Annotated in this window: 17 protein-coding genes and 1 tRNA gene; 5 read left to right on the forward strand and 13 right to left on the reverse strand. The window is 66.7% G+C overall.

What is annotated here, in order from left to right; translation table 11 throughout:
• Positions 1–6 precede the first annotated feature (6 nt).
• From NJG22_RS00840 to NJG22_RS00855, 4 genes are read right to left on the reverse strand one after another with little or no spacing between them, the layout of a single operon-like run.
• Positions 7–213, reverse strand: coding sequence for a DUF1656 domain-containing protein (locus NJG22_RS00840; RefSeq protein ID WP_253091778.1), 207 nt, complete (start codon positions 211–213; stop codon positions 7–9).
• Positions 203–2,359: an FUSC family protein gene (locus NJG22_RS00845; protein ID WP_253091781.1), complete on the reverse strand. Its 2,157-nt coding sequence runs from the start codon at positions 2,357–2,359 to the stop codon at positions 203–205. The genes NJG22_RS00840 and NJG22_RS00845 overlap by 11 nt, the downstream gene beginning before the upstream one ends.
• A gap of 58 nt (positions 2,360–2,417) precedes the next feature.
• Entirely contained in the window at positions 2,418–3,038 is a 621-nt protein-coding gene (gene ycaC, locus NJG22_RS00850) for an isochorismate family cysteine hydrolase YcaC (RefSeq protein ID WP_253091782.1), read from the reverse strand.
• 34 nt (positions 3,039–3,072) lie between these two features.
• Positions 3,073–3,762: a hydrolase gene (locus tag NJG22_RS00855; protein WP_253091784.1), complete on the reverse strand. Its 690-nt coding sequence runs from the start codon at positions 3,760–3,762 to the stop codon at positions 3,073–3,075.
• 401 nt (positions 3,763–4,163) lie between these two features.
• On the opposite strand from NJG22_RS00855, the gene NJG22_RS00860 reads away from it, so the two are divergent.
• Positions 4,164–5,594 (forward strand): aldehyde dehydrogenase family protein, encoded by a 1,431-nt coding sequence (locus tag NJG22_RS00860; protein WP_253091786.1) that lies wholly within the window; start codon positions 4,164–4,166, stop codon positions 5,592–5,594.
• Positions 5,595–5,805: 211 nt separating this feature from the next.
• Here the strand turns inward: NJG22_RS00860 and NJG22_RS00865 are convergent, their stop codons facing one another.
• The 5 genes from NJG22_RS00865 to NJG22_RS00885 all read right to left on the reverse strand — a co-directional run bounded on the left by NJG22_RS00865 (position 5,806) and on the right by NJG22_RS00885 (position 12,977).
• Positions 5,806–8,208 (reverse strand): DUF3772 domain-containing protein, encoded by a 2,403-nt coding sequence (locus NJG22_RS00865; RefSeq protein WP_253091788.1) that lies wholly within the window; start codon positions 8,206–8,208, stop codon positions 5,806–5,808.
• A gap of 54 nt (positions 8,209–8,262) precedes the next feature.
• Positions 8,263–9,318, reverse strand: a complete 1,056-nt coding sequence (ada, locus tag NJG22_RS00870; RefSeq protein WP_253091790.1) for a bifunctional DNA-binding transcriptional regulator/O6-methylguanine-DNA methyltransferase Ada — start codon at positions 9,316–9,318, stop codon at positions 8,263–8,265.
• A gap of 185 nt (positions 9,319–9,503) precedes the next feature.
• Complete coding sequence (locus NJG22_RS00875; RefSeq protein ID WP_253091792.1) at positions 9,504–10,130, reverse strand: DNA-3-methyladenine glycosylase; 627 nt, start codon at positions 10,128–10,130, stop codon at positions 9,504–9,506.
• An 85-nt stretch (positions 10,131–10,215) separates the two neighbouring features.
• Positions 10,216–11,373, reverse strand: a complete 1,158-nt coding sequence (locus NJG22_RS00880; RefSeq protein WP_217850282.1) for an MFS transporter — start codon at positions 11,371–11,373, stop codon at positions 10,216–10,218.
• A gap of 398 nt (positions 11,374–11,771) precedes the next feature.
• Positions 11,772–12,977, reverse strand: a complete 1,206-nt coding sequence (locus NJG22_RS00885; protein ID WP_253091794.1) for an MFS transporter — start codon at positions 12,975–12,977, stop codon at positions 11,772–11,774.
• 244 nt (positions 12,978–13,221) lie between these two features.
• On the opposite strand from NJG22_RS00885, the gene NJG22_RS00890 reads away from it, so the two are divergent.
• Entirely contained in the window at positions 13,222–14,154 is a 933-nt protein-coding gene (locus NJG22_RS00890; RefSeq protein WP_253091796.1) for a FecR domain-containing protein, read from the forward strand.
• A 97-nt stretch (positions 14,155–14,251) separates the two neighbouring features.
• Positions 14,252–14,328, forward strand: a tRNA-Met gene (locus NJG22_RS00895).
• Positions 14,329–14,382: 54 nt separating this feature from the next.
• Here the strand turns inward: NJG22_RS00895 and NJG22_RS00900 are convergent.
• Positions 14,383–14,997, reverse strand: a complete 615-nt coding sequence (locus NJG22_RS00900; RefSeq protein ID WP_253091798.1) for a LysE family transporter — start codon at positions 14,995–14,997, stop codon at positions 14,383–14,385.
• A gap of 134 nt (positions 14,998–15,131) precedes the next feature.
• Between NJG22_RS00900 and NJG22_RS00905 the strand changes: the two genes are divergently transcribed.
• A complete protein-coding gene (locus NJG22_RS00905) occupies positions 15,132–16,037 on the forward strand; it encodes a LysR substrate-binding domain-containing protein (protein ID WP_253091800.1) in 906 nt (301 codons plus the stop codon).
• Here the strand turns inward: NJG22_RS00905 and NJG22_RS00910 are convergent.
• Positions 15,977–16,561 carry a D-Ala-D-Ala carboxypeptidase family metallohydrolase gene (locus tag NJG22_RS00910; RefSeq protein ID WP_253091802.1) on the reverse strand — a complete coding sequence of 195 codons (585 nt, stop codon included), beginning with the start codon at positions 16,559–16,561 and terminating at the stop codon, positions 15,977–15,979. The genes NJG22_RS00905 and NJG22_RS00910 overlap by 61 nt on opposite strands.
• Positions 16,562–16,628: 67 nt before the next feature.
• On the opposite strand from NJG22_RS00910, the gene NJG22_RS00915 reads away from it, so the two are divergent.
• The gene (locus NJG22_RS00915; protein ID WP_253091804.1) at positions 16,629–17,792 is read left to right on the forward strand and encodes a hypothetical protein; all 1,164 of its coding nucleotides are present in this window, start codon (positions 16,629–16,631) and stop codon (positions 17,790–17,792) included.
• Positions 17,793–18,008: 216 nt separating this feature from the next.
• On the opposite strand, the gene rimI is transcribed toward NJG22_RS00915, so the two are convergent.
• Positions 18,009–18,464, reverse strand: coding sequence for a ribosomal protein S18-alanine N-acetyltransferase (gene rimI / locus NJG22_RS00920; protein WP_253091806.1), 456 nt, complete (start codon positions 18,462–18,464; stop codon positions 18,009–18,011).
• Positions 18,461–19,252, reverse strand: a complete 792-nt coding sequence (locus NJG22_RS00925; protein WP_253091808.1) for an energy transducer TonB — start codon at positions 19,250–19,252, stop codon at positions 18,461–18,463. The genes rimI and NJG22_RS00925 overlap by 4 nt, the downstream gene beginning before the upstream one ends.
• Positions 19,253–19,424: the final 172 nt, after the last annotated feature.

Here is a 19,424-nt window from a genome sequence, read left to right on the forward strand (position 1 = left end):
CGGCATCTACACACGCACTCCCATCCACAACAGCAAGGCCGCACACAGGGCGGCATACACGGCGCCCTGGAACAGCGCCGGGTGCCAGACGAACGCCAGCACCCCCACCCGGCGCAGCAGGGCATCGACCAGCAGGAACAACGGCAGCGCCAGCAACAGCGCCTGGGCGATGGGTGGCAGGTATACCCCACCCACCTCGAAATCAATGGGCATCGGCCACCTCCGTCAGTGGCGCCGGGACATCCGCCGCCCATACACCGCGATAACGCGCCAGCAGTTGCCCGGCGACCGCCAGCGCGACCCGCAGGATGAACAGCTGGCGCAACGCCTCACGCCCGCCGGGCACCAGCGCGCCATGCAGGGTATCGAGCACCTGGCCCTGGCGCTCGACGTCCCGCAGCAGTACGTCGAGCTCGACCCGGCCGCGACCACCGATCACCTCGGCCATCGCCTGCAAGCCTTCGCGCAGGCGCTGGCGGGTCAGCAACGGCAGGGCCAGTTCGCTCTCGCACAGGTTACGCGCCTGCGCCAGGGCGATGGCCAGCGCCGGGCACACCAGCGCGCAGTCGAAGCATTCGCGCGAGGCACTGTCGGTGGCCGCCGGCAGCACGCCGAGCATGGCCGACAAGCGATCCAGCTGGCGGCTCTCGAAGGCGAACTGCCCGGCCAGTGTGCCTGGGTCGCTGACCTGCCGGTAGACATCCTCGCGGGTCAGGCCGAACAGCCGGGCGATACGCCGTTGCGGGTTGAACGGGAAGACCAGGGCGAACACCATCATCGCCAGCACCCCGGCCATCAGGTAGCCCCCGGCGAACTCGAACCACTGGATGTCGCTGTTGTGGTAGGCACCGACATTCTGCGGCCCGATCATCAACAGGCTGATCAGGCCGATGCCCATGCCGATCCCGGCAGTCATCGGATTGGCCAGGCCCACCGCCGCCAGGTAGAGCAAGGGCACTAGACACAGCGCCAGCATCTCGAAATCGGTGAACAGCGGCAGCAAGGCGAACTGATACAACGCCGACAAGCCCATGCCCACCAGCAGCCCGCGGTTGTAGTTCTGGCTGGCCAGCAAGGGCCGTGGCAGGGTCGCCATCAGCGAGCACATCACGCCCATCAGGATCACCGCCGAACGTGCGCCATCCCAGGCGGTCTCGATCCACAGCCCGCCGATCAACAGCAGCGCCAGGCAGGCGCGCACCGCGTTCATCCCTGCCAGCGGCCAGTCCAGGTGCAGCGCGCCGGCGCGGCCGGGCGGTTGCGGGCAACTGGCCAGGCGCCCCTGCTGGATCGCCTCGTTCAGCTCGATCAGCTCGTCCAGTTGCTGCAGCAGGCGTGCCTGCTCCCAGCGCAGGGCCCAAGCCAGGGCACGCAGTTGCGCCGGCAAGGGTTCGTTGAGGAACTCGGCACGGTCGGCGGCGTCATCGAAGCCTTTGTGCAGGGTACGCAGGGTTTGCCGGTGCTGCGCCGACAGGGCCATGCCCTCCCGGGCCAGCGCCTCGAGGCTGTTCAGCTCGGCGTCGCGCAGCAACTGGATATCCGTGGGCAGCGGCCCCTGCCAGTGCGCCTTGACCAGCTCTCGCTGCTGGCGCAACACCAACAGCCGTGACACCAGCAACACCAGTTGGTTGGCGAACAGTTGCACCAGCCCGTCGCCACTGCGCAGGTGCGGCGCGTCGAAATACAGGTGCCGGCGCAGGCCCTCCAGGGCGCTGATTTCGGCGATCAACTGGGCCTGGCGCTGACGGAAGGCGGCTTCGTCTTCTTCGGTGCGGACCACCTCGGCGGCATGCCGGGCGATCAGCTTGAGCAGGCTGTCGACCTTGGCGAAGTAGCTGCTGGCCACCGCCTGCGGGCGTGCCGTCAGCAGGCTGACCACCGCCACGCAGCCCACCGCCAGCAAGGTTTCGGTCACCCGGGTGACCGCCAGCATGAAGGTGCCCTCGGGTTCCGGCACGGCGAGCATGGCCACCACCACGGCGGTGAAGCCACTGAGCACGAAGGCATGGGAGTCGGTATAGCGCAACAAGGTGCCGCCGGCGGTGCACAGCCCCAGCCACAGGGCCAGGGCGACCACCAGGGTGTAGGGCATCTGGGCGAACAAGGCCATCAGCAGCACCGCCACCGCCGCGCCGACCACCGTGCCCAGCACCTGGGCCAGGCTGCGCTTGAGGGTCATGCCGGCCAGCGGCAGGCTGATGATGATCACCGTCATCAGCGCCCACTTGGGTTGTTCCAGGTCGAACACGAACGCCAGGTAAAGACACAGCAGGCCGGCCACCACGGTGCGCAGCGCGAACAGCAGCACATCGCGACCGGGCTTGAGCGCCAGCCTGAAATAGGCAATCAGTGGGGCCATCCATTACCTCGTAACCGGGGTGACGCGCCCGGGCCCGCGCACGAGCCCGGGCAGGCGGTCACTTGTTCAGCTTGTCGAAGCTGGTCATCAGGTTACGGTAATCCGGGATGTGGTTGGAGAACAACGTGCCGAGCCCTTCAATGTCGTTGCGCCAGTCGCGGTGCAGCTCGCAGGCCACGCCGAACCAGGTCATCAGTTGCGCCCCGGCCGCTTCCATGCGGCGCCAGGCCGAGTCGCGGGTCAGTTCGTTGAAGGTGCCGGAGGCATCGGTGACGACGAACACATCGAAGCCTTCCTCCAGCGCCGACAAGGCTGGGAAGGCCACGCACACCTCGGTGACCACGCCGGCGATGATCAGTTGCTTCTTGCCGGTGGCCTTCACCGCCTTGACGAAGTCCTCGTTGTCCCAGGCATTGATGTTGCCGGGGCGGGCGATGTACGGCGCGTCGGCGAACTGCTCCTTGAGCTCGGGTACCAGCGGGCCGTTGGGGCCGTTCTCGAAGCTGGTGGTGAGGATGGTCGGCAGCTTGAAGTACTTGGCCAGGTCGGACAGCGCCAGCACGTTGTTCTTGAACCGATCCGGGTCGATGTCGCGCACCAGTGACAGCAGCCCGGTCTGGTGGTCGACCAGCAGGACGGCCGCGTCGTTCTTGTCCAGACGCTTGTATTGGAATGCCATGGTGGATCTCCTTGCGTGGATTGAAAAGGATGGCTCAGCTGCGTTGCGAGTCGAGCTGTTCATGTTCGGTGACCACGGCCTGGGCCTTGGCGTAGCTCTCGATCAGCAACTGGTAGTGCGGGAACACCGCGCTGTAGGCCTCGGCCCACTCGGCGGCATCCGGACGGTTCCAGGTGCGCTGCACCTCGGAGCACACGGCAGCGGTGTCCATCGGCACCACGCCGGCCTGGACCACCCGCGCCAGGGTGACTTCCTGGGCCATCTTGGAGTAGGTGCCTGACGCATCGATGACAGCGAATACCTGGTAGCCGGCGGCCACTGCGCTGATGCTGGGGAAGGCCATGCACACGCTGGTGATGGTGCCGGCGATGATCAACTGCTTGCGCCCGGTGGCCTTTACCGCGGCGACGAACTCGGGATTGTCCCAGGCATTGATCTCGCCCTTGCGCGCCACGTATTGCGCGTGCGGCGCGGCCTCGTGGATTTCCGGAATCAACGGGCCGTTGGGGCCCTGGGGCACCGAGGCGGTGGTGATAAGCGGAATCTGCGCCAGGCGGGCGACCTTGGCCAGGGTGATGGCGTTGGCCCGCAACTCGGTCATGGGCATGTCCTTGACCGTCTGGAACAGGCCGCTCTGGTGGTCGATCAACAGCATGGCGGCGTGGTCGGGGTCGATGCGCGGTACCTGGCCTTGGAAATTGGCAGCTTGCGAGAATGGGCTCATCGTTCTCTCCTCTCGTATCGAGAACCGGCCGTCCTGGCCTTGGCGGGCGAACCGCGCCCCACACAAATCCGCGGTGGGGATTATCAGAGTAGGCAACGCTGGCTGAGCGAAACGACCGTCAGTCGGCGGGCCCGGGCAGATGCCCGTGCGGCCTGTGGCCAGCCGGGCGACAGGGCTAACGGTAGAGAGCCCGGACGCAGGCCGGTAGGCCCATCGGTGCACCCTCAGCGTTGCGCTGGGGGAACGATGAATCACCCGGTGTCAGGCGCTGCAAGGGCCTCGACGGCCCCCATTGGTTCACAAATCCCTGAACTGATTATTTGCCCACAGCGATTTGACGCCCTGCCTGCCGCCAGCAGAATCGCTTCGCCATAATCACAATAATCGCGCCGGTACACACCATGACCCCCTCTCACTACATCGACGGCCACTGGGTCGAAGGCCAGGGCAGCGACTGCCTCGTTGTCCATGACCCATCCGACGCCCAGCCGTTCGCCGAACTGCTGGCCGCCAGCAGCGCACAGGTCGACCAGGCCGTGGCTGGCGCACGTCGCGCCCTGGCATCCTGGAAAACCGTCAGCGCCGCCGAGCGCGCCGCCTACCTGCGCGGTTTCGCCGAGCAACTGGGCCTGCGCCGCGACGCGCTGATCGCCCTGCAGATGCGCAACAACGGCAAACCGCGCCACGAAGCCCAGATCGACCTGGACGATGCCATCGCCACCTTCGCCTACTACGCCGACCTTGCCGAGCAGCTGCCGGCGAAGAACCGCGATGTGCCCCTGGCCGCCCCGGGCTTCAGCGCCCGCACCCGCCTGGAGCCCGTGGGGGTGGTCGGCCTGATCGTGCCCTGGAACTTCCCGCTGGTGACCAGCGCCTGGAAGCTCGCCCCGGCCCTGGCCGCCGGTTGTACCGTGGTGCTCAAGCCCTCGGAAGTCACCCCGCTGGTCGAACTCGCCTACGGCCAGATCGCCGAGACGCTAGGCCTGCCGGCCGGCGTGCTGAACATCATCAATGGCAAGGCCGAGACCGGCGCCGCGCTGAGCGGCCACAACGGCCTGGACAAGCTGTCGTTCACCGGCAGCAATGGCGTCGGCAGCCAGGTGATGCGCGCCGCCGCCGCGCAATGCCGGCCCGTCACGCTGGAGCTGGGCGGCAAGTCGGCGATCGTGGTGTTCGACGATTGCCAGGTCGACCAGGCGCTGGACTGGATTATCGCCGGTATTACCTGGAACGCCGGGCAGATGTGCTCGGCCACCTCGCGCCTGCTGGTGCAGGACGGCATCGCCGAGGCCTTGCTGCCGCGCCTTCGCCAGGCACTGGCGGCGTTGCGGGTGGGCAACCCGCTGGAGCAGGAAGTCGACATGGGCCCGCTGACCAGCCAGGCGCAATGGCTGAAGGTGGCTGGCTACTTCGCCACGGCCCGGGAAGAAGGGCTTGAGTGCCTGACCGGCGGCACGGTGCTGGATCGCGAGGGCTGGTTCGTCAGCCCGACCTTGTATGTGGATGTGCCTGAAGACAGCCGCCTGTGGCGCGAGGAGATCTTCGGGCCGGTGCTGTGCGCGCGGCGCTTCGCCAGCGAAGCCGAGGCCATCGCCCAGGCCAACGACAGCCGCTTCGGGCTGGTGGCCACCGTCTGCAGCGCCGACCTGGACCGCGCCGAGCGCGTGGCTGACGCGCTGGAGGTGGGCCATGTGTGGATCAACTCGGTGCAGGCGGTGTTCGTCGAGACATCGTGGGGCGGGACCAAGGCCAGCGGCATCGGCCGCGAGCTTGGGCCCTGGGGGTTGGCGGGGTATCAGTCGGTGAAGCATGTGACACGGTGCCTGGGGTAGAAAGCTCGCGATGCCCGCGCGCGCTGCCCCACAGCGACTGGCTTGCACGATCCCTGCAGGAGCGGCCTTGTGTCGCGAAAGGGCCGCGTAGCGGCCCCAGGATCTTTGTACCGCCGCTGTATCCCGGGGCTGCTGCGCAGCCCTTTCGCGACACGAGGCCGCTCCTACAGGGGCGCGCGAGCGCGCCGATGCGACCGGCCGCGCGATGGCATCAAGCGGGCTCGTCGGCCGCTCGCCCATTCTCCTGCACCAGCACCATGCTCTGCGGCGACGACAAGGCGATGCCTGCCTCGCGCAGGCGCGCGAGAATGGTGAACAACAGGTCGCTGCGCGTGCTCGACACCTGGCGCGGCGAGCCGACGTAGCCGCTCACCGCGATCACCATGCCACTGCTGGTCAGGTCCTTGAACGTCACCGAGGTCGCCGGTGCGTCGAGGATCGCGTCATGCTCCTTGTACGCCGCCAGCAGCAACTCACGCACCTGGCCCGCGTCGGTCTCCAGCGGCAAGGTCAGGGTCACGCCGACCACGCCCAGGGCATTGGCCATGGTCACGTTGCGCACGTTCTGCGAAATGAACTGCGAGTTGGGCACGATCACCGTCGAGCGGTCGGACATCTGGATCTCGGTGGCGCGCACGTTGATCCGCCGAATATCCCCTTCCACGCCCGCCAGGCTGACCCAGTCGCCCACCTTCACCGGGCGCTCGGTGAGCAGGATCAGGCCGGAAATGAAGTTCTGCACGATCTGCTGCAGGCCGAAACCGATACCCACCGACAAGGCACTGACCACCCAGGTCAGGCTGGTCAGGTTGATGTGCAAGGTGGACATCACCAGCATCGCCAGGAACAGGAAGCCCAGGTAGCCGACCAGGGTCACCAGCGAGGCGCGCATGCCGGCATCCATGTCGGTCTCCGGCAGCAGGCGCTCGCTCAGCCAGCGCTTGACCACGCGGATGGCGAACCAGCCGCCAATGAAGATGGCCACGGCCAGGAGGATGTCCTGGGGCACGATCTTCAGGTTGCCGAGCACCTTGCCGCCGCTACCGTCCCAGTCGGCCAGGCTCAGCAGCAATTCGCTCGTGCTGGTGCCCGAGGGCATGAACACCAGCAGTGCCGCGGCGAACAGCAACAGGGTGCGGCCGATACCGGCGAGGATGGTGCTGGCCTGGGCCTGGTGGCGTTGCTGCAAGCCCAGCGCCGAGGCCAGGGCCAGGCCACCGGGCTGGCGCGGCGACAGCAGGGTTTCGCACAGGTCGCCGAACACCGTGATCAACAGGTAGGCACAGGTGGTGACCACGCTGACCCACAGCAGCTTGCCGGTCAGGTAGAACGCCAAGGTGAGGTAGCCGGCGAGCAGGGTCAGCAGGATCAAGCCCACCCACACCACGATCACCGCCGGAATCAGCCCGGCCAGGCCGGTCGGGCGCGGCAGCGCGTGCTTGCGCAAGGTCCGCCGGTAGCGCACCAGGGCAAAGACGAATACCAGCGACACCACCAGCGCGGTCAGGCCGTTGGTGGCCAGGGTCAGCGCCAGGCTGGTGCCGATCACGCTGTTGATGCGCTCCTGGGTCAACATCACCATCAGCACCAGGGCCAGGACCTTGGGGAACCAGCCCAGGGCGCTGGCGACCTCGTCGGGGATCGGCGGCAGGCGCCAGGAGGGCCGCTGCAGCATCAGCATGGCGCGGCCCAGGCCGGAAATGAACGCGCTGAACACCACCAGGGTGAGCACATGGTTGGTCAGGCTGGCGATATCGGTGCCCAGTTCGGCACTGCTTTCCAGGCCCCAGCGCAGCAGCGACACCGAGCCGGCGATGGTGCCCAGGGTCGCCAGGCTCACGCTCAGGGCCAGGGCGCTGCGGCGCAGCCGGCCTTCAGGCAGCCAGCGCACCATGGCGTCGGCCAGCAGGCGCTCGAGCATCCGCCGCACCCAGGTCCAGACCAGCACGGCGGCAATCAGGGTGCTGAAAAACAACCAACGGTGCTGGGCGCTGGTGGCACTGGCCAGGGCATCGGCCGCTTCGCCGCGCAAGTCGCGCAGGCGCGCCAGGTCTTCGTCGGTGGGGCGGATCAGGCTCGACCAGAACGCCGGGCTCAAGGGGCTGGCCGCGCGGCTGGTGACCTGCGAGTTGAACAGGCTGCGGCGCAGGTTGACGATCTGCGTGGAGAGGTCGCGGGCCGACTGGGTCAGCTGCGTCGCTTCCTTCTGCTCGGCCAGTACTGCGTTCTTTTCCGCAGCCAGTTGCTGGCGCTGGCGGGTCAGGCTCTCGGCCTCCTCTGGCTGTGGCGGGCCGAACACATTGAGCTGGTCGTCGAGGCGTTCGACGTCGGCGGTACGCTGGGTCGCCAGCACATCGGCCTGGCGCTGCACCTGCAGGGCCTGCTGGCGCAACTGCGACAGCAGGTCGTCGTTGGCATTGGCGCTGACGCCCTGGCGGATCTGGTCGAGGTGCTCGCTCAGTTGCTCAAGGCTTGCGTCTTCGTCCAGCACCTGCTGCTCGGCCACGGCCAGGCGCGACACCGGCGTGGCCGGGGCAGCCCAGGCGGGGAGCGCCAGCCACAGCAGCAGGGCGAGAACGCCTGGGTAAAATCGGTCAAGGCTGACACGCCTCATCGAATGTTCCTCTATACAACTCGACAGGGCGCAAATTCTACGCGTTCCGCAGGCTCAGGAGTGTGCCGTTTCTCGGGCCAGCAACTGGCGTTTGCGCTCCACGCCCCAGCGGTAGCCGCTGAGGTCGCCGTCGCGGCGCACCACCCGGTGACAGGGGATGGCCACGGCGAGGGTGTTGGCCGCGCAGGCCTGGGCCACCGCCCGCACGGCCTTGGGCGCGCCGATGCGCGCGGCGATCTCGGTATAGCTGACCTGGGTACCCGCCGGCACTTCGCGCAGCGCCTGCCAGACCCGCTCCTGGAACGCCGTGCCCTGCACATCCAGTGGCAACGCCAGGCCCAGCGCCGGGGCCTCGACAAAGCCGATCACCTCGGCGACCAAGCGCTCGAAGGCCTGGTCGCCGCCGATCAGGGTGGCCTTGGGGAATTTGTCCTGCAAATCCTGCAACAAGGGCTCTGGCTCGTCACCCAGCAGGATCGCGCAGATCCCCCGCTCGCTCTGCGCCACCAGGATCGCCCCCAGCGAGCACTGGGCCAGGGCGAAACGGATGGTGGTGCCCTGGCCGCCGGCGCGGTACTGCCGTGGGCGCATGCCCAGGCGTGCGTCGGCGCTTTCGTAGAAGCGGCTATTGGAGTTGTAGCCCGCCTCGTAGATCGCCTCGGTGACGCTGGTGCCGCTATCCAGCTGCTCGCGCAGGCGCCGCGCGCGAAAGGCCGAGGCATAGGCCTTGGGCGTGAGCCCGGTTTCGGCCTTGAACAGGCGGTGCAGGTGGAACGGGCTGACATTCAGTTCGGCGCCGAGCTGATCGAGGTTCGGCGCCGTGTCGCTGGCCTCGATCAGCCGGCAGGCGCGGGCCACCCGTTCGCTGCGGCGGCTGCCAAGGCCGGCCTTGCAGCGCTTGCAGGCACGGTAGCCGGCAGCCTCGGCCTGGCCGGCGTCGGCAAAGAACTCGACGTTCTCGCGCTTGGCCAGGCGCGAGGTGCAGGCCGGTTGGCAGTAGATTCCGGTGGTGCGCACGGCGTAGACGAAGTGGCCCGTGGCGCCGCTGTCGCGGGCCTGCACGGCGTGCCAGCGCTCGGCGTCGGTGGCGTAGGTCTGGGCGGGTTTCATGGGCCTCTCCTGGAGTTCGATGCCGTCAGCCTGGCAGGGCCGGCGTTGCGCGTAACTCCGAATCTTGCGTTGTTTTCAGCGGTCTGATCGCCCGCCAACACCGGCACAGCCGGTGCCATCCACTGCGTTGCCTGGTTCGCCAGCAAGCTGGCTACAGGAGGAGCGTCTGCGCCACGACTGGGCCATCATGCTCGCCACAGATACCACGCCGCCACCGTGCGATACGGGCGCCAGGCCATTCCCAGCCCGCGCATCTGCGCGGGTGTCGGGGCCTTCTCCAGCCCTTTGAGGCGCCGATAGCCTTCGCGCACGCCAAAATCATCCACTGGCAGGATATCCGAACGCTCGAGGCTGTAGATCAACAGCATCTCCACCGTCCAGCGTCCCACCCCGCGCAGGGCCACCAACCGTTCGATCAAGGCTTCGTCTTCCAGCACCAGGGCCTGCGCCCGGCTCGGCACTGTCCCGTCCAGGCTGGCCTGGGCAATACCGTGCAAGGTTGCCGTCTTGCTCGCGGAAAAGCCGCAGGCGCGCATGGTCTGAGGCGTCAATGCCAGCAATTGCGCAGGCGTGGGAAATGCCGTTTCAGCAAACAGCGCCAGCAACCGCCCGAGAATCGCCTGCGCCGCCCGCGCATGCAACTGCTGGTAGGCAATTGCCCGGACTAGCGCCTCGTACGGCTCGCGCCCAGGCGTGGCGCGGTGCAAGCAGGGCCCGACGGTAGCGATATGCCGCGCCCAGTCTGCATCCAGCCCCGCGAGGGTCTGTGTGGCCTGCATGACAGCGTGGGGCGAAAGGTCTGCAAGGATCATCGGTGGTATCCGGCCTGGAACAAACCTGCAGCCTAGCCCAGCCGTCCAGTACCGAAACGCCGGATCTTGCGCAGTGACTCGCGGCTCAATCCACCGCCGCCTGCAGCTTGCCGGCCCGCCGATAGGCCTGGCGGGCAAAGCACACGAACAACCCGGCCATCAGCGCCAGGGCCATCGGCAAGCCATGGGGCGCGACGTCCATCGCCGCGCCGCTGACCAGCGGCCCGACCAGACTGCCCACGCCCCACAGCAAGCCGACGCTGGCGTTGGCGGTCACCAGGTCCTGCCCCTTGAAGCGCTGGCCGATCAGCACCAGCGCCAAGGTATAGATCCCACCGGCCACCGCCCCCAAAACCACCAGCAATGGCCACAGCAGCCAGGTCAGTTGCAGCAGCCAAGGCAAGGCGATGCCGATCGCCATCGCCGCCAGCCCGCACACCAGGTGCAGCCCGGTGCGTTCGACCCGGTCGGCGAGCCAGCCCAGCGGCAGCTGGAAGATCATGTCGCCGGCAAACACTACGGTCACCATCAGCGCCGCCACGCCCACGGCAAAACCGTGGCTGGTGGCATACACCGGCAACAGCGACAGCACCACCGCGTCGAAGAACGAGAAGAACAGCACCGCCACGCACAACGCCGGGGCCACGCGGAAGAAGCCGGCCAGGCCGAAACTCTTGGCGTCCTCGGCATGCTCGACGTGGTCGTTGGGCACGGTGAACAGGATGCACAGCAGGGCCAGGCCGTAGCACAGGGTGACTACCCCGGTCAGCCACGGGCTGTCGGCGCCGAGCAGCGCCAGTAGCGCCGGGCCGAGCACCTGGAAGCCGGTGAAACTGGTGGCGTACAAGGCCATGATCTTGCCGCGGTTGTGCTCCGGGCACAGCTCGTTGACCCACGACTCGCCGAGGATGATCGCGATGCCCATGCCAAGGCCCAGCCCCAGGCGTAGCAGCGCCAGCCACAGCATCGAGTCGAATGCCCATTCCAGCAAGGCGATGCTCAGGGTGCACAGGCTGAAGCTGAGCAGGTAGATGACCCGCCGGGTCAGGTGCTTGCAACAGGCATCGACCATGAAGGCCGAGAGCATCATGCCCGCCGCCGGGATCGCCGAGATGACACCGATCTCCAGCGTCCCCGCCCCCGCTTGATGTAAACGCAACGACACCAACGGCAGGCTCGCCCCGAGGCTGAAACCGACCACCGACACGGCGAACAACAGGCCCGCCAGCAAACGCATGTTCATGTACCACTCCTTGCAAGCCGACGCGCAGGGGGCGCTGGCGCTGGCCCTGGTCGACTGGAAATTCCGCTGAAAGATGTTCGAACGCAGGCGCCCGCAGTCACGCCGGGATGGCGCAGGACACAGGGGCGCGGATCAGTTCAGGGCAAGGTGTGGCGAGAAGGTGAAGGCGAACAGCACGCTGCGCCGACGCTTGAGCACCGTGTCGCTCGGCCACGCGCGGCGCGCTGTCGGGGCGACAGACGGGCGGGGCGAGCAGAAGACATCGGTACGGCGCATCGCTTGAACTACGCAGGTCAAAGAATGAAGGCGGCACTCTAGGCCAGGGGGGGCGTTACGTCAATCGCGGGGCAAGCCCACTCCCACGCAGGTTCGTGGGAGCGGCTTGCCCCGCGAGTCCTTCAACGTTTACCGGTGGATGGCAAGAACACCGCCAGCAAGCCGAACAGCGGCAGGAACGAGCACAGCCCATATACGTACTCGATACCCCGCAGGTCGGCCACATACCCCAGCAACGCCGCGCCGATGCCGCCGAAGCCGAACATCAGGCCGAAGAAGATCCCGGCGATCATCCCCACGTTACCCGGCACCAGCTCCTGGGCATACACCACGATGGCCGAGAAGGCCGAGGCCAGGATGAAGCCGATCACCACGCTGAGCACGGTGGTCCAGAACAGGTCGGCATACGGCAGCGCCAGGGTGAACGGCGCCACGCCCAGGATCGAGAACCAGATTACCGCCTTGCGCCCGATGCGATCGCCAATCGGCCCGCCGAAGAAGGTCCCGGCCGCCACGGCGCCAAGGAACAGGAACAGGTGCAACTGCGAACTGGCCACCGACAGCTGGAACTTCTCGATCAGGTAGAAGGTGAAGTAGCTGGTGAAGCTGGCCATGTAGAAGTACTTGGAGAACACCAGCAAGCCCAGCACCAGCAATGCCAGCATCACCCGCTGGCGCGAGATGCCATGCTTGGCTTGCAGCGCCTTGCGTGCCTTGGCCTGGTCGAGGTGCTCCTTGTACCAGCGGCGCAGCATCAGGGTCACCGCCAGGAAGAACAGCCCCGCCACGCCGAACCAAGCCACATGGCCCTGGCCAAACGGAATGACGATCGCCGCCGCCAGCAAGGGGCCGAGGGCGGATCCGGCGTTGCCACCGACCTGGAAGGTCGACTGGGCCAGGCCGAAGCGCCCGCCCGAGGCCAGCCGGGCGATACGCGAGGTTTCCGGGTGGAAGGTCGAGGAGCCGATCCCCACCAGCGCCGAGGCCAGCAGGATCATCGGGAAGCTGCCGACGAAGGCCAGCATCACGATCCCCACCAGGGTGCACAGGGTGCCCATGGGCAACAGGTTGGGGGTCGGGTGCTTGTCGGTGAAAAAGCCAACCCATGGCTGCAGCAGCGAGGCGGTGATCTGGAAGGTCAGGGTGATCAGGCCGATCTGGGCAAAGCTGAGGTCGTAGTTGGCCTTGAGCATCGGGTAGATCGCCGGCAGCACCGACTGGATCAGGTCGTTGATCAGGTGGGCCAGGGCACAGAAGCCGATGATGCGCATCACCAGCGGGTTGGCCGGGTTGCTCACGGGAGGGGGCTGGGTACTGCTGGTGGCCATGGGCTGATATCCGAGCACAGGGTGGGATCCGATTATCGTGAAACAAATAGATACGAAGCTAGCTTTTTATTCGCTCGCCGGTTGCCTGAACGCGGCGCAGGTTTCACCAGCAAGGCGGTGTCTACGCAATCGTTCTTTATCTCACGTACTTGCAAATAATTCTCAATATAATTAGCATCCTTGGCATCATTATTCCCCCGTAAACACTGGGCCACCCGCCCTCCCCCGCGAGCAGACCGATCCCATGAGCCCGATGCCCGCCCTGCAGCCGCCAGCCGATCCTGAACACGAAGCCCTGGAATGGTTCACCCGCCTGCGCCAGCCCGGCTGTGACGAACGCCTGCGCCAGGCCTTCGCGGCGTGGTGCCAGGAGCCATTCAACGCCCAAGCCTACGCCGCGCTGGAAACCTACTGGCAACAGTTGCAGGTACCCGCGGCGCGGCCACGGCCGCGGATCCTCAAGCTGCGTCAAAGCCGCATGGGCCTGCTGCTGGGGCTGTTGTTCCTGATGCTGCTGGCGCTGCTGGCCTGGCTCTATTGGCCCATGCTGCAACGCCTGGGCAGCGAACTGCACACCGACGTCGGCGAGCGGCGCAGCGTGCGCCTGGCCGACGGCTCGACCCTGCACCTGGACAGCGCCAGCGCGATGAACGTCGACCTGCGCGGCCGCACCCGCCAGTTGCAGCTGGTTCAGGGCCAGGTGTACCTGGAAGTGATGCTCGATGGCCGGGCCCTGGAGGTGCAGGTCGACGACACCCGCATCCAGGTGTTCGGCAGCCGTCTGCAGATCGCCCGCCACGGCGATCATGACGAGCTGGTGGTGATCAAGGGCAAGGCCGCGCTGATCCAGGGCGGTGACCTGCGCATGGTCAACGCGGGCGAGCGCGTGACCTTCAACGCCGCGCATATCGAGCCGGTGGCCAAGGTCGACACGCAAACCGTCGATGCCTGGCGCAACGGCCAACTGAAAGCCAGGGACTTGCCGTTGACGCAAGTGCTGGAACGTCTGGCCGGGTATCAAGGCCAGCGCCTGTGGTTACTGAACGAGCAGGCCGGGTATCGCCGCGTCAGTGCCGATTTCGACCTGGATCACCCGGCCCAGAGCCTTGCCAGGCTGGCCGACCAACAGCAGTTGCGCCTGCACAGCGTACTCGGCCACTGGCTGATCGCGCGCTGAGCCGGGTATTCCCGCTAAGTTTTTGAAAGGTTGGGAAATTTTTTTTGAAAACGTTGTTGACAGGATGACGATTCACGCTAATAATGCGCGCCAAGTTGGCTACATAGCTCAGTTGGTTAGAGCATAGCATTCATAATGCTGGGGTCCGGGGTTCAAGTCCCTGTGTAGCCACCACCTTTTAAAAGGGCTTATCGAAAGATAAGCCCTTTTTCTTTGCCTGCGAAAAAGCTACTTCACGCCTGCCACCACCACGGCCAGCCCCAGGCCGATCAACGCCACGCCGATGACCCGGTCGACCACCACCTGGCGCTCGATCATCGCCCGACGCAGCAAGTGGTTGGAAAAAAACACCGCCACCAGGCTGAACCACACCCAATGGGCGAACGACATGAACGCGCCATAGGCGAAGTCCAGCGCCAGCGGGCTGCCGGGCTGCACCACTTGGGTGTAGGCACTGACCACGAAGAGCATGGTCTTGGGGTTCAGCGCGTTGGTCAGAAAGCCCGTGCGCAAGGCGCTCGCCACATTTGTCTCGCCGTGCGCCAAGCCGTCGAGGCTTATACGCGTGGTATTGGTCAGCGACTTGTAGCCGAGGTAGATCAGGTACCCGGCGCCAAGCACTTTCATGGCCAGGAACAACATCGGGCTCTGGCTGATGATCACGGCGATCCCGAGCACGGTATACAGCACATGCACCTGCACCCCCAGGGCAATCCCCATCGCTGCGGCCAGGCCGGCCGTGCGGCCCTGGGCATAACTGCTGCGGGTGACCATGGCGAAGTCGGCGCCAGGGCTGATGACGGCCAGAAGGGTGAACAGGGCGACGGCGATGAGTTCGTTCAAACAGGTATCCTCGATGAAAATTCACTGAAGATGGGATTATCCCGATGCCTGGAACGGGTAAAAATCGATTTATAGTGAAGCTAATCTGCTAGTTTTCCTGACACACCCGCGAGACCGCCGGAACAGCCCAGCACATGAAACTGCCGCCCCTCAACGCCTTCCACTACTTCGACATTGCCGCCCGCGGCGAGAGCTTCGTGCGCGCCGCCGAACAGCTGCACGTGACCCACGGCGCCGTCAGCCGCCAAGTGCGCCTGCTCGAGGAAAGCCTCGGGGTGGCGCTGTTCGAGCGGCGCAACCGGGCCGTGTTCCTCACCGCCGCTGGCCGCGAACTGCACGACACCACCCAGGCGCTCTTCGGCCAACTCGAAGCCACCGTGCAACGCCTGCAACAACAGCCGGCGGACACCGTGCTGGTGGTGTCCTGCGAACCGACCATCGCCATGCGCTGGCTGATCCCGCGCCTGCCGCGCTGGCAGGCCGCCCACCCCGACCTGCAACTGCACCTGGTGGCCGCCGGCGGCCCGGTGGACTTCGCCCGCGGCGGCATTGACCTGGCCTTGCGCCGCGACGATTTCCAGTGGGATCGCCAACTGCACAGCCTGAAGATCTGCGACGAATGGATCGGCCCGGTGTGCGCCCCCGGCCATCCAGGCCGGCGCCTGCTGCACAGCGCTACCCGCCCCGACGCCTGGGCCACCTGGCAGCGCCTGGGCGGCCAGGCCATCGGCCAGGGCGAGCGCAGCGACTTCGAGCACTTCTACCTGTCGATCCAGGCCGCCAGCGCCGGCCTGGGCCTGGCCATGGCCTCGGCGCTGATGGTCCGCGACGAACTGCACAGCGGCCAGCTACAGGCGCCGTTCGGCTTCCTCAAGGAAGGCTCCGGCTATCACCTGCTCAGCCCGCAGGCGCTGGACGATGGCAGCAAGCGCCAACGTTTCGCCGACTGGGTCCGCAGCGAATGCCAGGCCTGCTTGGCTCAGCTGGGCTTGCTGCAGAACGACGAGCCGGCGCTGCCATCGCCGCCCCAGGTGCGATAGCCCGCCGTGTCGAGGTGGATGCGCCCCGACGGATAGCGCCCCAGCCCCATGTTCCAGGCCTGGCCATGCTGCTGCCAGAAGCGGCACAGCGGGTTGGGGTCGGCCCAGGCCGGCAACAACAGGTCGACGGCGAAGGCGCGCATGTGCGCGCTGCTTGGCGCGCCACCGGCACAGGCGTTCAAGCGCGGATCGCGGTAGGCCGACACCACTTCGAACTGGCGCAGGGCACCCTGCTCACCCAGCAGCTTGATCAGCACCAGGGTCGAGCGCACCGCCGGCCAATGGCTGGCCGGTGGTACCGCGAACGGCGCAGCCTTGCACAACCGCCAATCCGAGGCCGAGCGCAGCAACTGGTGGATCGGCACCACCCCATACAGCCGTGCGTCCACCAGCATTTCACGAAAGCTACGGTTTTCATGATCCCCCGCCCACTGGGCGAACATCCACAGGTCGCGCTCGTCAGCCTGGGCCATGCCCGGGCCGGACAGCGCGATAGCCAGTAGCCAGCACTTGGCGCTTTTCATGCCCCCACCTCTTCATCCACCATGTGTCGCGCCCGCCCTCCTGGCGGCCACTGACAAGGAGTTAAGCATGCACAAGATGGCTGTATCGGGCCTGGCCGCCCTCACCTTCAGCGGCCTGGCCATGGCCGACGCGCAGATCGACCTGGGCGACGCCCAGCGCGTGACCCGACTGTTCGCCTACCCCAACAACTGCAACGTCATCTGCTACCGCGACTGGACCCTGGAACAGACCGTCGAGCACTACCTGAGCCAAAGCGTGCAGCGCGACGGCTACGCCAACGCAAAGGTCAAGGTGAGCCGCGAGCATGACCAGCTGCACGCCAGCATCAGCGGCGTCCCGGCCAGCTACACCGAGCCCCTGCGCAAGCTGCTCGACAGCGGCGAGCTGGCCTACCAGGGCGCGACCCAGCTCAACCAGAAAGGCGGCTGGGACTACAGCTGGTACCTGTTCCTGCCCCTGGGCATGGCCCTGGAGAACCGCCGCAGCATCGAGCTGCTGCACTTTCCGCCGGATTATTCGCTGACCCGCTACCAGGACTACCTGAAGTCCAACACCACCGACCGCTGGGCGCAGTTGCTGACCTTCAACGGCGTCGAAACTACCCAGACCCCGGCCTACCAGACCATCGTCGACATCGCGCCGATCGCCGCCCCGGCCAGCGCCGGCAAGGACCTGGAAGGGGTCTACAGCTACTTCAACGAGTATCAGGTGCGCATGGTCAAGGAGGTCGCCCTCAGCCACGACGGCAAGGCGGCCCTGCCGATGGTCGCCTTCGGCGCGCCGGTGCGTGCCTGGATCGAGCAGCAGTATGGGCCGAAGGTCAACGTGCTGGGGCTGGTGAGCATCAGCCCCGAGCCCGCCAGTGCCAAGGTGCCGGTGCTCGGCGCCAACCACCCCAGCGCGATCTGGTACGCCGCCGACCCGAAAAGCTACGACGGCGACCAGGACAAGGCCGACGCCGCGGGCCTGAAGATGATGGGCCAGGACCTGACCGCCGCCTGCTGGCAGGCCGGCATGGGGCGCAACCGGCAGGCCGACGCCAAGCTCACCCTGGATGCCTGCACCAGCAAGTGGCAGGTAACTCAGAAGAAGCAAACCTGCGAATTGTTCTACCGCACCATCCGCGAGATGACGCCAGAGCAGGCCGCGGCCAAGTGCAACAGCGGGCCGGTGACGCGCAGCCTGCGGGATTTGCGCAAGCCGATCGAAGTGGAACACCCGCAGATCTGAGCCGGTTGCGCGAGGGGCCACCAATCTCAAACCTTGCGCGCCCCTTGTGGGAGCGGCCTTGTGTCGCGAAAGGGCCGCAAAGCGGCCCCGGCGATCTTTATGCGAACACTGAAATCCTGGGGCCGCTACGCAGCCCTTTCGCGACACAAGGCCGCTCCCACCGTGGCACGGTGATGCCACGGCGGGAAAGAGCCCTTCAAATACAGAGAACGCTGCTCAGTCTTCGAGCAACGTGCAGGCCATCACCAGCGCATCCTCGCGCCCACCCGCCAGCGGGTAGTAGTCGCGGCGCCGGCCAATCTCGTTGAAGCCATAGCGCTCGTACAGGCGATAAGCCGACTGGTTGCTGGCCCGCACTTCGAGGAAGCACTCCCGGCCATTGAGCTGGTAGGCCCGCGCCATCAGGTGCTCGAGCAGCCGCAAGCCCAGCCCGCGCCCCTGGTTCTCAGGCTTGACGGTGATATTGAGCAGGTGCGCCTCGTCGATGATCACGTTGATCACGCCATGGCCAACCTGCTGCTGGCCGTCGAACATCAACCACACTTCGTAGGACTTCAAGGCGTCCTGGAAGATACCGCGGGTCCAGGGATGACTGAACGCGGCGTATTCGATTTTAAGCAGGGCATCCAGATCCGCCTCGGTCGCCGGGCGGAAACTGATCGAGTCACTCATTCAACGCGCTTCCAGCGCGCCATCAGCTGGCGCATGGCTTTCCAGACGTCCGCCTTGCGCTGCGGCTCGTCCATCAACAGTTCAAGGCCGGGCAAGGCCCAGGCATCGCCGAGCAGCTCGACCTTGAGTTCTTGGTAATAGGCCTCGGCCTCGGCCTGGCCGGCGTAGCGCATGGCCGGCAGGCCGATCAGCCACAGGCAGGTGCAGGGGGCTTCCTCCAGGCGCGCGGCGATAAAGCCCTGGACGAAATCGCGGGCGGCCTCGGGCCCCTGGTCCATGTTGCCGCGCACCAGCAGTGGCCAGCGCACCGGCTCGCCGATGATCTGCGGCGCGTCCGGCAGGCCGGCGGCGCGCAGCATGTCCTTGAGCAGCAGGTAGGACGGGTCGCGGCTCTGGAACGGCTGGCCGGTGGCCAGCTCGACCAGCAGCAGGCAACTGCCGGCCCGCAGTAACTGCAGGGCGAAGCGTGGTGGCGGTACCGGCGCCGGGCGTGGCGCGGGGGCCTCCTGCTCGGCCTCGACCGGCTTGGCGGCCGGTTTCGGCGCGCTGCCCGGGCGCGGGATCTCGATCTTCGGCCGCTCGGCACGCGCCTGAGGGGCCGCCGGGGTGGCGCTCGGCGCAGGCGCGGGAGCGGCCGGGCGCACCTCGAAGTCGACGCCCTCGACCGGCGCCACCGGCAACAGCAGCTCCGGCCGCGACGGGGCGGCGAACGGCAGTTCGGCGCGCGGCAGCCAGTGCACCACTTGCATGGCGGACAGGTAGGCGCGGCGGCGGGACTCGATCAGCAAGGCACGGGTATCCGGTGGACGAAATCAGGCGGGCATTCTAACGCCGTTGCCCAGGATGCGCCGCAACAGATTGTCGGCCATCGCGGGGCAAGCCCGCTCCCACGGCCCCGTGACCAGCCAGTGAATCCCCCCTGAAGCCTCAGGGTTATCCCCATAACAGACCAAGGGGTGA

The sequence above is a fragment of the Pseudomonas sp. VA159-2 genome (assembly GCF_024126635.1).
Classification (GTDB): Bacteria; Pseudomonadota; Gammaproteobacteria; order Pseudomonadales; family Pseudomonadaceae; genus Aquipseudomonas; species Aquipseudomonas muyukensis.